At 38.2% G+C, this 12,887-nt stretch carries 11 protein-coding genes; all 11 read left to right on the top strand.

Going from position 1 to position 12,887, the window contains the following annotated elements; translation table 11 throughout:
* Window positions 1-88: 50S ribosomal protein L31 (locus tag IJ535_RS14195; protein WP_294303095.1), on the top strand; the 88-nt coding region annotated here is incomplete at its 5' end.
* Window positions 89-155: 67 nt separating this feature from the next.
* Window positions 156-1,094: a DUF1385 domain-containing protein gene (locus IJ535_RS11800; RefSeq protein WP_294292844.1), complete on the top strand. Its 939-nt coding sequence runs from the start codon at window positions 156-158 to the stop codon at window positions 1,092-1,094.
* Entirely contained in the window at window positions 1,084-1,914 is an 831-nt protein-coding gene (prmC, locus tag IJ535_RS11795) for a peptide chain release factor N(5)-glutamine methyltransferase (RefSeq protein WP_294303092.1), read from the top strand. The genes IJ535_RS11800 and prmC overlap by 11 nt, the downstream gene beginning before the upstream one ends.
* A gap of 13 nt (window positions 1,915-1,927) precedes the next feature.
* Window positions 1,928-3,001: a peptide chain release factor 1 gene (gene prfA, locus IJ535_RS11790; RefSeq protein WP_294303089.1), complete on the top strand. Its 1,074-nt coding sequence runs from the start codon at window positions 1,928-1,930 to the stop codon at window positions 2,999-3,001.
* 18 nt (window positions 3,002-3,019) lie between these two features.
* A complete protein-coding gene (locus IJ535_RS11785) occupies window positions 3,020-3,871 on the top strand; it encodes a YitT family protein (RefSeq protein WP_294303086.1) in 852 nt (283 codons plus the stop codon).
* Window positions 3,872-4,139: 268 nt separating this feature from the next.
* Complete coding sequence (mgtE, locus tag IJ535_RS11780) at window positions 4,140-5,528, top strand: magnesium transporter (protein ID WP_294303082.1); 1,389 nt, start codon at window positions 4,140-4,142, stop codon at window positions 5,526-5,528.
* Window positions 5,529-5,557: 29 nt separating this feature from the next.
* The gene (locus IJ535_RS11775) at window positions 5,558-6,445 is read left to right on the top strand and encodes a ribokinase (RefSeq protein WP_294303079.1); all 888 of its coding nucleotides are present in this window, start codon (window positions 5,558-5,560) and stop codon (window positions 6,443-6,445) included.
* Between the two features lie 167 nt (window positions 6,446-6,612).
* Window positions 6,613-7,896 carry a PhoH family protein gene (locus IJ535_RS11770; RefSeq protein ID WP_294303077.1) on the top strand — a complete coding sequence of 428 codons (1,284 nt, stop codon included), beginning with the start codon at window positions 6,613-6,615 and terminating at the stop codon, window positions 7,894-7,896.
* Window positions 7,897-8,111: 215 nt separating this feature from the next.
* The gene (locus tag IJ535_RS11765) at window positions 8,112-9,383 is read left to right on the top strand and encodes a DUF3298 and DUF4163 domain-containing protein (protein ID WP_294303073.1); all 1,272 of its coding nucleotides are present in this window, start codon (window positions 8,112-8,114) and stop codon (window positions 9,381-9,383) included.
* Window positions 9,384-9,583: 200 nt separating this feature from the next.
* Window positions 9,584-12,094, top strand: a complete 2,511-nt coding sequence (locus IJ535_RS11760; protein WP_294303070.1) for a response regulator — start codon at window positions 9,584-9,586, stop codon at window positions 12,092-12,094.
* A gap of 17 nt (window positions 12,095-12,111) precedes the next feature.
* Complete coding sequence (locus tag IJ535_RS11755) at window positions 12,112-12,867, top strand: response regulator (RefSeq protein WP_294303068.1); 756 nt, start codon at window positions 12,112-12,114, stop codon at window positions 12,865-12,867.
* Window positions 12,868-12,887 lie beyond the last annotated feature (20 nt).

The following is a 12,887-nucleotide window of genomic DNA, read 5'->3' as shown; positions in this document are numbered from 1 at the left end:
TCCATTCTACACAGGCCAGCAGAAAGCTACACAGGCTCGTGGACGTATTGACAAGTTCAATAAGAAGTACGGCATTGACGCAAAGTAGTTTGTTATTTGGACTCTTAAGGGTTGAGATTCGTCTCAGCCCTTTATTACGTTAATTGGAGAATAAAATGAAGTATTCGGGTATTGGTGGCCAGGCTGTTATGGAAGGCGTAATGATGCGAAACGGTGATAAATATGCCGTTGCAGTCAGAAAGCCAGATAAACAGATTGCCATAGAGGTTAAAAACACCAGAGATATCAATGATATTTGGCATAAGATTCCAATTGTCAGAGGCGTAGTTTCCTTTTTTGATTCTCTTATAATAGGGCTTAGCACACTTATGTATTCGGCTAGCTTTTTTGAAGATGAAGATAGTGTAGATAAATCCACCCTATCAGAAGAGGAGCTTACTAAGCTTGAAAAGAAGGAAAAGGTCGAGATGGGAGGCACACTTTTTGTGTCATTTGTATTGGCACTTGGAATATTTTTTGCACTGCCATATTTTATATCTCTTGGCTTAAATCGCTTTGATTTTTCATCAGCTACAATTGCTTTTGTAGAGGGAATTATTCGCATAGGCATTTTTATTGGATATGTAATGCTGATTTCAAGAATGGAAGATATTAAGCGCACCTTTATGTATCACGGAGCTGAACACAAATGTATTAATTGTGTGGAGACAGGACTTCCACTTACTGTGGATAATGTTAGAAAATCCACCCGTTTTCACAAGCGATGTGGAACAAGCTTCATTTTTATTGTTTTTATAATTTCAGTATTTGTTTTTATGTTCATTACCTTTGATAATGTGTGGGCAAAGCTTTTATGCAGGCTGTTGCTCATACCAGTTATTGCAGGTATTTCTTATGAGTTCATCAGGCTTGCAGGCAGATATGATAATGCCTTTGTTAACATTTTTTCGAAGCCTGGTTTATGGCTTCAAAAGCTTACTGTTATGGAGCCGGATGATGATATGATAGAGGTTGGAATCGCTTCTGTAGAGGCTGTTTTTGATTGGAAGGATTTCCAGGAAAAAAATAAGGAGTGTTTTTCAAATGACATATAAGCAGGCTCTAGAAAAAGGAATCAAAATCTTAGAAGCTGAACGAATTATAGATGCCAGAATAGATGCCTGGTATTTGCTTTCTTATGTTAGCCAGCTTACTAAGGCCAAATATTTTCTTGTTCAAAATGAAGAAATAGATGAGCTTACTTTGTTTAAATACAAAGAAGCCTTGCTTAAAAGAGCGGAGCATGTGCCTCTCCAGCACATTACCGGTGAACAGGAATTTATGGGAATTAATTTCTGGGTAAATGAACACGTTCTTATTCCACGTCAGGATACTGAGACTCTTGTGGAGGAGGCACTTAAGGTAACTCCTTCAGGCAGTCACGTTTTGGATTTGTGTACTGGCAGTGGATGTGTTATTATTTCTCTTGTTGTTTTGGGACAGGGGATTACAGGTACAGGAATAGATATTTCTGATGAAGCCATTGCAGTTGCAAGGGATAACGGAAATAGGCTTGCTCCAGGCAGAATAGATTTTATAAAAGGAAATCTATGGAATCCAGTACTTGGTAAATACAACACAATAGTTTCTAATCCGCCATATATCCCTACAGAGGATATTAAAGGATTAGCAGAAGAAGTAAAAGATCATGAGCCACTTATTGCTTTAGATGGTGCAGAGGACGGCTTGTTTTTCTATAGACAGATAGTAGGTCATGCGGCAGAATATCTTGCCAGTGATGGCTGGCTATTGGTAGAAATAGGATTTGATCAAGGGCCAGATGTATATGCTCTTTTTGTAGAGAATGGCTTCAAGGATGTTGAGGTTGTTAAGGATTTGGCCGGAAACAATAGAGTAGTTAAAGGACATCTATAAACAGGAGGTTATTATGTTTGATAGATTAGAAGATTTAGTTTTGAGATACGAAGAGGTTATGAATCTTTTATCTGAGCCTGATGTTGCTAATGATAATGCAAGATTTAGATCTCTTATGAAGGAACAGGCTGAGCTTGCCCCAATCGTAGAGGCATACAAGCAGTATAGTGCTCACAAGCAGAACATCGAGGATTCACTTGCTCTTTTAGAGGAAGAGACAGACGAGGAGATGAAGGAACTTGCTAAGGAAGAGCTTAACGAATCTAAGGCAGAGGTTGAAAGACTTGAGCAGGAGCTTAAGATTTTACTTCTTCCCAAGGACCCTAATGATGATAAGAACGTTATCGTAGAAATCCGTGCAGGTGCCGGTGGTGAAGAGGCAGCTCTTTTTGCAGCTGAGATTTATCGTATGTACGTGCACTATGTTGAGTCACGTGGATGGAAGGTTGAACTTCTTGAAGCTGATGAGACAGGTATCGGCGGTATGAAGAATATCGAGTTCATGGTTAAGGGTACAGGTGCATACTCTATCCTTAAGTACGAATCTGGTGTACACCGTGTACAGCGTGTACCTGAGACAGAATCTCAGGGTCGTATCCAGACATCTACATGCTCTGTAGCAGTTATGCCTGAGGCAGAAGAGGTAGATGTTCAGATTGATGAAAAGGATATCCGTATCGATGTAATGCGTGCATCTGGTAACGGTGGTCAGTGTGTCAACACAACTGATTCGGCTGTACGTCTTACTCACTATCCTACAGGTATCGTTATCTACAGCCAGACAGAGAAGTCACAGCTTCAGAATAAGGAAAAGGCTTTCGCACTCTTACGTGCTAAGTTATATGATCTTGAGCTTCAGAAGCAGCAGGATGCTGAGGCGGCTGAGCGTCGTTCACAGATTGGTACAGGTGATAGAGCAGAGAAGATTCGTACATATAACTTCCCTCAGGGTCGTGTAACAGACCATCGTATTAATCTTACACTTTATAAGCTTGATAAGATTATGGATGGCGATATCCAGGAAATCTTAGATGCACTTATAGCTGCAGATCAGGCCGCTAAGCTTGCTAAGATGAACGATAAATAATTAAAAGTAGGTGGAATAATGAAGCAGATAATAAAAACAGCACTGATTGTCATTTTAGGAAATTTTACTTATGCCCTTGCTGTTGCATTTTTGATTGAGCCTTCGGGGCTTATTACAGGAGGCGGAACAGGTATTGCTTTGTTTTTCCACCATTTATTTGGTTTTAAAACGGCACACGTTGCATTTGTTATAAATACAATTCTGTTTTTGGTTGGCTGGCGTATTATGGGCAGAAGATTTGCAGCCAACACATTACTTTCAAGTTTTTGTTTTCCAATCGAATTACATATTTCCGAGATGCTTGCTTCTCATTATGCATTAACTGATGATATAGTGCTATGCACTGTTTTTGGCGGAATCATTATTGGAGCCAGCCTTGGAATTGTTATTCGTACTGGTGCATCTACAGGTGGAATGGATATCCCACCAATTGTTCTCAACAAATATTTTGGAATTCCAATATCAGGATTGATGTGGACCTTTGATATCTGCATTTTAGTTCTTCAGGCAATATTTACAGAAAAATCATTAGTGCTTTACGGCATTATCCTGGTTATTATTTACACTAATGTTTTAGATAGAATGCTGATTCTTGGTAAGGCTAAGACACAGATTAAGGTAGTGAGCAAGAAGAGCGAAGAAATCAGAAGAGCAATCCTTCAGGATATTGATAGAGGTGTTACTGTAATTTATGGCAGAACAGGATATCTTGGGAAGGATACTGAAATCACACTTTCAATTGTATCTACAAGAGAGCTTGCTAGAACAGAAAAGCTCGTACATGATATCGACCCAGAAGCATTTATTATTGTTAGCCGTGTATCAGAGGTTAAGGGTCGAGGCTTTACAGAACAGAAAAAATATTTGTAATACAGTTATTTATTTGCAAAATAGGGTTTACAAAAAGCCTTTTTGTATGTTATGTTTTTTGTGTACAATTCAAACAATTAATTTCTAATTCAAGAAAAGAAAGGAGAACAGCTATGGACAAATCAGACAGTCATGGGCGATTATGCTGCGACGAGACATTCATGATACAGATGAGTAGCTGTTCTTTTAAATAAAAGAGCTTAGTTTTCATGTGCAAGGAATGTCATCGTCTGAACATGACATTCTTTTTTTATAGCGGAGAAAGAACATGGAAACAAAAGAGATTTTAGAGGATAACAAGATCCAAGAAATTATCGATTTGCTACGCTCTAATTTAGGTGCAGAGGCTTTAATGGAGGCTCTTGACGATTATCATGAGAATGATATTGCCGAGGCATACGAGGCCTTAGATACAGAGGACCGTAGGAGATTATTCGGCGTACTTGGTGCCGAACGTCTATCAGAAATTTTCCCTTATATTGAGGATGTAGGTGAATATTTAGCAGAAATTACACCGGAGCAGGCGGCTGATGTCTTAGAGAACATGGATGCCGATGATGCGGTAGATGCCTTAGAGGACATCGAAGATGAAGCTCAAAGAGAGCAACTCATTTCTTTGATGGATAAGGAAGCATCTGCAGATGTACGACTTATCAATTCCTATGATGAGGATGAAGTAGGTAGCATGATGACTACTAACTTCATTGTTATCAAGCAGAATTTCACAGTAAAGCAGGCAATGCGTTCTTTGATTTCTCAGTCAAAGGATAACGATAATATTAACACTATTTACGTAGAGGATACTGATAATAAATATTATGGTGCTATTGAGCTTAGGGATTTAATACTTGCCAGGGATTACACACCACTTGATGATATTATCAGTCACAGCTATCCTAGTGTTAAGGCTGATGCCCTTATTTCAGAGACAATCGAAGATTTAAAGGATTACGCTGAGGATTCGATTCCAGTCCTTAATCCAAATGATGAGATTATTGGTGTTATCACATCTCAGGATATCATCGAAGCTGTAGATGATGAGATGGGTGAAGACTATGCTAAGTTGGCTGGTTTGACTGCCGAGGAGGATTTGAACGAAAGCTTACCAGAGAGTATCAAAAAGCGTATTCCTTGGCTGTTATTGTTACTGGGCCTTGGCCTTGTGACAAGCTCGGTAATAGGCATATTTGATAAGGTAGTTGCTTCAGTAGCAATCGTAGTAGTGTTCCAGTCACTTATTCTTGATATGGCAGGAAATGTTGGTACACAATCACTTGCTGTTACAATTCGTGTGCTTATGGATGAGGAAATTTCAGGTCTGGAAAAGGCTAAGTTTGTGCTAAAGGAAATGCGAGTTGGTGGAACAAATGGCTTTATCTTAGGAGTTCTGGCACTGTTTTTCGTTGCATTATATTTGCATGGACTTAAGGGCTATGTTTGGGCAGCAGCATTTAAGGTTTCAGGAATCGTAGGATTTTCACTTTTTATTGCTATGATAGTATCAAGCTTTATTGGAACCATTATTCCAATATTCTTCCATAAGATTAAGGTAGATCCTGCAGTTGCATCTGGTCCACTTATCACTACTGTTAACGATTTGGTGGCAGTTGTTACATACTATGGATTGGCAGGATTACTTTTAGTAGGTCACATTTAAGAACTGGCTTTTGTAATACGGGGGTGTTTATGAAAGTACTTAATTTTGGGTCTCTTAACTTGGACTATACTTATCAGGTAGCTCATATTGTAAGGGCAGGTGAGACAATACTTGCTAAGGAAGTTAATATGAACTTAGGCGGCAAGGGCTTTAATCAGTCTGTTGCACTTTCAAGGGCAGGGCTTGTATGCTTTCATGCAGGTCTTGTAGGAGAGGAAGGATTAGAGTTCTATGATGCCTGCGAGACTTTTGGAATCAAGACTGATTACATAAAAACAGTTACCGGTAGATGCGGACATACTGTAATCCAGGTAGATGAAAATGGACAGAATTCCATTGTATTATTTGGCGGAGCCAATCAAAAGAATTCCAAGGAATATGTAGATGAGGTTCTTAATAATTTTGATACAGGAGATGTAATCATTCTTCAAAACGAAATTAACGAATTGCCATACTTAATCGACCAGGCCTTTGCCAAGGGAATGACAATTGCTCTTAATCCTTCACCTTACGATGAAAGATTAGAAGAATGTGATTTAGGCAAGGTTTCGGTATTTGTCCTTAATGAAACTGAGGGGCAGCAGATGACAGGAATGACTACACCGGCTACCATTATATCTGCAATGGCTGCAAGCTACTCAAATGCTAAGATAGTTCTTACCTTAGGAGAGGGCGGTAGCATTTATCATCATGGGGATGAGGAATTGTACCAGCCGGCATTTAAGGTAGATGCGGTAGACACTACAGCAGCCGGTGATACATTCACTGGATATTTTGTTGCCGGACTTATTAAAAAGCTTCCTATGAGGGAAGTGCTTATTAATTCTTCTAAGGCGGCAGCCCTGGCAGTTACTAAGCATGGTGCTGCAAGCTCTATACCTTTTATGTCAGAGGTGGAGCTATTTAATACAGATTAAAAAGAGCGTAAAGCTCTTTTTTTATGCCAAAAACAAAAGTTAGACAATATAACAATATCAAGTGTAAAATTCACACAAATTACATATAAATATACAAAATATTGTAGAACTTAAAGGCTACTTAGTATAAAATTATATTATCAAAGTTAATAAAGGAGCGTGACCCTATGAAGAAAAACTACGTATTAGACACCAACATTTTGATTCACTGCCCTACAGCGCTTTTCGGTTTCGATGATAATAATGTTATTATCACAACCACTACTCTGCAGGAGCTTGATTCAAAGAAAACAGCCTATGCGGAGGTGGGCTACGGCGCACGTGAAAGCATTCGAAACATTGAATCTGTTGAAGGAGATTATGCTAATGGGGTTACGATGCCAAACGGCGGAACCTTTATTATTGAAAAAGAATCTGAATATGAAAAGCTGATTCCAGCAGAATTTACATTAGACAGACCAGACAATAGAATAATTAATTGTGTGCTTGGTATTGCTAAGAAATCCGAGCTAGAAACAATACTGGTAACAAATGATATTTCCATGAGAATCAATGCTACCATGTGTGGCTGTGTGGTACAGGGCTATCACAACGAAATGATTCTCGATAATGAAAACTATACTGGTAGAAGAGATATAACTCCAGAAGATTTGGAGAGCCCATTCAACAAAGGGTTTATTGAAAATGAATTTGGTATTTGTAAGGATGGCAGTAATTCAGCACTTTATACATTTAAGACAGACGGCTGGCATATCCTAAAGGATAGAGATTACTACACGCCATATTGTCAGCCTAGAAATGTTGGACAAAGATTTGCCCTCTATGCACTTTTGGCAAATCCCGATGAATTACCACTGGTGATTCTAAAGGGTAGTGCTGGTACAGCCAAAACCTTCCTTTCACTGGCAGCAGGTTTGCAGGGATATTATCACAATGGTTTTGATAGAATTATGATTACTAGAAGTAATACCCTTTCAGATAATGATTTAGGATTTTTGCCAGGTGATTTGGAAGAGAAGATGACTCCTCTTATTGCTCCATTTATGGATAATCTACAGGTACTTTTAAAGGGTCAGAACGAGGAGAAGGAACAAATCAAAATGCAAATAGAGGACATGTTTGAGACAGGCATAATTGAGATTTGTTCATTGGCATACATGAGAGGTCGTTCACTGGTTAATTCATTTATCATAGTAGATGAAGCTCAAAACTGTACAATAGGACAGATATTAGAGATTATCACACGTGCAGGCAAGGGCTCAAAGGTTGTGCTTTTAGGTGATCCAGATCAGATTGATTCACCAAAGCTTGATAGAAAAAATAATGGTCTTACTTTTGCGGCAGAGAGAATGAAGGGCTCCACACTTTGCGCTCAGATTACCTTTGAAGAAAGTGAGACAGTTAGAAGTCCATTAGCGGCCGAGGGAGCCAAGAGATTAGTTATTAAATAGCTTATTTCCTAGTTTTCTATAATAAATCCTCCTTTCATCAGGATTCCTCGTGGGGTCGGGGAATCCTGATCTTTTTTTGGAGTGATGTAATAGCTAACCGTATTTCTTAAATAAATGTAAAGAATTCTAAAATATTAAGTGTACTACTTGAAATAATACGGACTTTATGTATACTGAATCTTAACTAGGATTTGTTTAAACATTGGAGGTGTGTAATGAAAAGAAGATTAGCACTTGTACTTGCCTTGACACTTGCTGTTACAGCTTGTGTTGGATGTGGTAAAACAGAAAATACTAAAGATACAGCTGTTACAAATAATCAGGAGCAGAAGGATAATAGCAATAAGGAAGAAGCGGTGGCAGAGCCTTCAAAACCTGAATATGCAATCACATCTGTTTCAGCAGAAGGATATGATTACTTTGAAGGAAGCATAGAATGCTTGCAGATAACAGACGACAAGCATGAAGCACTGGCTACGGCTATAGATGAGTTTTTCGATGGCCGCGTATCAAACTTTAATGAAGGCGTGGAAGACCAGAATAAAGAAGCCGAGCAGCAGAATGAAGAACAAAAACAGTATGCTGAAGAAGAAGGCTTTGATTACGAACCAATTAAATATCAGGAATATGAAAATGTTAAGGTAGTTAGAGCTGATGAGAATATTCTTAGCTTTGTTATAGAATCTTCTTATTACTCAGGTGGTGCCCATGGTGGTGCAATGTATGGTGGATATACATTTGATGTTAACACTGGTGCACAGCTTTCAGTGAAGGATTATGGCGATGAAAGTAAGATTGCCGCCACATCAAAGGATTTCATACTTACTACTATAGAGGAATCTCCTGAGGCTGCTAAAGAAACTCTCTTTGATGATGATGTAACATCTTACAAGCAGGTAATAGAGGATTATTTTACAGGTGATGCCTTGCCAGAAAACTATCTTGATCATACTGGAATTACATTTATGTTCCAACAGTATGATTTGGCACCTTATGCAGCAGGAATTGTAAGCTTCACTGTTCCATATTCTGCCTTTGAAGACTTTAATGAAGCATATATTCCAGGAGATGAGTTATATACTAAGGAGCTTTCGCTTCAAGGCTTTAATGACAAATTTGATGTAAAGAACAATGGTGAGCTTGCAACAGTATGTTTAGTTAATGAGACTTCCGATGATGGGGCATCTTCATATCAGCTTATTGTAGGGGATGCCAATGTATCTCGTGACTTAGGTGAATATGAATATGCATCAGGTACATACGTCCATGGAAAGGATGGTAACTACGTAATAATTACTGCTAGTGGAAAGGTTGTTTTGTTTGAGGTATCTAATGGTATCAGAGAACTTGGTACACTAGAAACAGATAAGAACGTTAAGGAAATTAAAACTGGCGAGATAGTCCTTGCTGAACTAAGCTATGATGAAAACGGTGAAAGCTGGGGCGAAAGTGAAGTTCATAAATTTTCAAAATCAGGAATAGAATAACTAATAGAATAACTAATGAAAAGGGTGTTTGCTAACACCCTTTTTTCATAATTATGTGGTATATTGCAGTGGCGGATGTATTTGATGCACTGTCTTCAAAGAGAGCATAATTTATTGATGCTAAGGATGAGGTATTGCAGGTTATGGAAAAATATAAGGAATAGGTTAACGGAGACACAAAGGCTTGGGAGATTTTTAAGATGATGGATTTTTTACGAGAATTCCAATTAAGTGTAATGCTCTTCTTGAGTGGAGCTTGTGGAGTACTTATTATACTCACCAAGAACACTAGAACTGTGTCTAGAAGAAGAAGAGGTGCACTTTTATATATGCAAATCTCAGCTATGCTGTTGTTGATAGCAGATAGATTTGCTTATATATATAGAGGTGATGTTAGCACCACTGGCTACTGGATGGTTAGAATATGCAATTTTTTAGTGTATTTACTATCTTTAGCCTTGGCTCATGCCTTTAATCAATATCTAATGGAATTGTATCGCAATGAAGCACATATGACAGTTTTGCCTAAACGTTTTGCAATAAGCGAAGGTTTATTTACTATGGGCTTACTGATGCTTATAGTATCTCAATTTACAGGTATGTATTACACATTTGATGCTAATAATAATTACCAGAGAGGTCAATTTATATACCTGTCCTATTTTTTCCCTTTAACAATGATTGCTTTACAGTTTTCAGTTAATTTTCAATATAAGAAAAAGCTAAGAAGACGTACCTATATACCTCTTTTGTTCTTTACGGTATTTCCATTTGTAGCATGTATTGTACAGTTTTTTGTTTATGGGCTTTCATTGACCAACATCACTATGGTTGGAATGGTTGTGCAGCTTTACTTCTCTGAAATCCTAAACATGAATGATTTGCAGGCAGCCAAAATAAAAGCAGAAAAGGCAAACACTGCCAAGTCAAGATTCCTTGCTAATATTTCCCATGAGATAAGAACTCCCATAAATACCATTATGGGAATGAATGAAATGATTCTCAGGGAAGACCATACAGATGTCCCTACTGAATATTACAAGAAGATAAGTAAGTATGCCTCAGATATTGAGTATGCATCAGATTCCTTACTTTCACTGATAAACGATGTGTTAGATATATCCCAGATTGAATCTGGAAAGATGCGACTGGTTGAGCAGGAATATGATACAACTGAACTTCTTCGAGGACTTATAAATATGATAAGAGGGCGAAGCGATAAAAAGGAGCTTCGCTTTGATATAAAGATAGACCAGGAATTACCCAAAAGATTATATGGTGATATGGGAAAGGTTAAGCAGATTGTGTTAAATCTACTTACCAATGCTCTTAAATATACCGAGGAAGGCGGCTTTGAGCTAAATGTAAAGGTTTTAGAGAAGTATGAAAAAAGCTGTAAAATAGAATTTTCAGTAACGGATACAGGACAAGGCATCAAAGAAGAAGATATGGAAAAACTTTTCTATGCCTTTGAGCGTTTGGACGAGGTTAAAAACAGCAACATTCAAGGTACTGGCTTAGGCCTTGATATATCAAGGCACTTTGCTGAATTAATGCATGGAACCCTTGAGTGTAAGAGCGAATATGGCAAGGGCTCTACTTTTACATTTACAATCACTCAGATAGTGATTGATCCTACGGAAATAGGCTTTTTTGAGGAACATGTGGAAGAAGCACCAAAGGGACCTTATATTCCTAGCTTTGTGGCTCCGGATATAAGCATTCTTGTGGTTGATGATAATCCTATGAATCTGGCAGTAATCAGAGGCCTCCTTGCATCTACCAAAATGTATGTAGTTACTGCGGATTCAGGAGAAGAGTGTTTAGTAAAGCTGGATGAGGGAGATTATAACTTAGTTTTACTTGACCATATGATGCCAGGAATGGATGGCCTTGAAACTGTTGCAAAAATACGTGAAAAATATCCAGAGCTTCCAATTATTGCCTTGACAGCAAACTACATTGCAAACGGAAAAGAGTATTACATCTCAAAGGGCTTTAATGGATATCTTCCAAAGCCTGTTGATGGGCAGACCTTGGAAAATGTTATCAGACTCTTTTTGCCGGATGATGCGGTTATGGATTCTGATGCAGCAGCTGTGGCGGAATTTTCTAGACTCCCAGAGGGGTATGAATGGCTGTATGATGTTGATGGAATAGTGGTTGATGATGGTATAAAATATAGTGGCGGGGCAGAAAGCTTTATATTTTCATTAAAGCTGTTTTTAGATACAATAGAAGAAAATAGTGAAGTAATAAATAAGGCTTTTGAGGACAAGGATATAAAGCTGTTTACTATAAAGGTACATGCTCTGAAAAGCTCAGCACGAATAATAGGCGCCCATGAACTATCGGAGAAGGCCAAGTGGTTAGAGGAAGCAGGAAAGAAAAATGATATAAAATACATTGAGGAGAACTATCCTGCAATGCTAGAGGAATATCTTGAATACCAAAATAAGCTTGAAGGATTAAATCCTTCGGCAAGTACAGATTTAGATAAGGAACCAATACCTCTTGATGAGTTATCTGGAGCTATTGAGGCCATTAAGGAATTGGCACCTCAAATGGATTATGATTCAATAGATATGATTATCACAGAGGTAAATGAGTACAAGCTTGAGGAAGAAGATTACAAACTTTTTAAAGACTTGGAAAAAGCTCTTAAAACTTTTAATTGGGATAAGATAGAAGCTTTACTAAAAAATAAATAAGGACGTCGGAGGGGATTATGGAACAGAACAAAATACTTATAATAGGCTCAAAGGAATCATTCATAATTAGAGTCCTTTTAAAGAAACTGGCTGATGCAGATATTGATGCCAAATTTGTTACCACTAAGCTTGATTTAATTCATGATCTTTGGGATGAAACAGCTCTTGTTACCTTTTACATGGAGCCGGATGATAGACTAGAGGATGACATTCGTACATTCCTGGTAGATAAAATGGAGGATGATGATAAACAAATTATCCTTATAGGGGACCCTGTAGATACTAATGAGGTTGCATCGAGTATTCCTTCACAATTGATTTATAAGATTCTATCAAGACCACTTGATTATGATACCTATATCGATTGTGTTAATGCCTATACCAAGCAGGCTGCAGCAGATGAGTTTAAAAGGAGCATCCTTATAGTGGATGATGACCCAAACTATATGAGTCTTGTCAGGGAATGGCTTAAGGATTCTTACAAGGTATCTATGGCAACATCGGGACTACGAGCAATTAAATGGCTAGGAAGCAACAACAAGGTGGATTTGATTCTGCTTGATTATGAGATGCCTGTTACAGATGGTCCACAGGTGCTTGAAATGCTTAGGGCTGATGACGACACTAAGAACATCCCTGTAATGTTTTTGACAGGAAGGGATGATAAGGAAAGCGTAATGGCAGTCCTTGCTCTTAATCCACAGGGGTACTTCCTCAAGACAATAGGTAAGGATGAGCTGTTAAATAAGCTTAAGGTTTTCTTTATGGGGTAACACTTCACAAACATACAATA

The organism is Pseudobutyrivibrio sp. (assembly GCF_017471675.1).
Classification (GTDB): domain Bacteria; phylum Bacillota; class Clostridia; order Lachnospirales; family Lachnospiraceae; genus Pseudobutyrivibrio.
Note: the sequence above shows the minus strand (reverse complement) of the source record. Positions and strands in the feature narration are given on the sequence as shown.

What these genes read in the sequence shown, in the direction of transcription:
- IJ535_RS11775 (WP_294303079.1), top strand. Translation starts at nt 5,558, where the DNA reads ATGAAAGTACTTAATTTTGGGTCTCTTAACTTGGACTATACTTATCAG.
- IJ535_RS11800 (WP_294292844.1), top strand. Translation starts at nt 156, where the DNA reads ATGAAGTATTCGGGTATTGGTGGCCAGGCTGTTATGGAAGGCGTAATG.
- IJ535_RS11765 (WP_294303073.1), top strand. Translation starts at nt 8,112, where the DNA reads ATGAAAAGAAGATTAGCACTTGTACTTGCCTTGACACTTGCTGTTACA.
- mgtE (WP_294303082.1), top strand. Translation starts at nt 4,140, where the DNA reads ATGGAAACAAAAGAGATTTTAGAGGATAACAAGATCCAAGAAATTATC.
- IJ535_RS11785 (WP_294303086.1), top strand. Translation starts at nt 3,020, where the DNA reads ATGAAGCAGATAATAAAAACAGCACTGATTGTCATTTTAGGAAATTTT.
- prmC (WP_294303092.1), top strand. Translation starts at nt 1,084, where the DNA reads ATGACATATAAGCAGGCTCTAGAAAAAGGAATCAAAATCTTAGAAGCT.
- IJ535_RS11770 (WP_294303077.1), top strand. Translation starts at nt 6,613, where the DNA reads ATGAAGAAAAACTACGTATTAGACACCAACATTTTGATTCACTGCCCT.
- IJ535_RS11760 (WP_294303070.1), top strand. Translation starts at nt 9,584, where the DNA reads ATGATGGATTTTTTACGAGAATTCCAATTAAGTGTAATGCTCTTCTTG.
- IJ535_RS11755 (WP_294303068.1), top strand. Translation starts at nt 12,112, where the DNA reads ATGGAACAGAACAAAATACTTATAATAGGCTCAAAGGAATCATTCATA.
- prfA (WP_294303089.1), top strand. Translation starts at nt 1,928, where the DNA reads ATGTTTGATAGATTAGAAGATTTAGTTTTGAGATACGAAGAGGTTATG.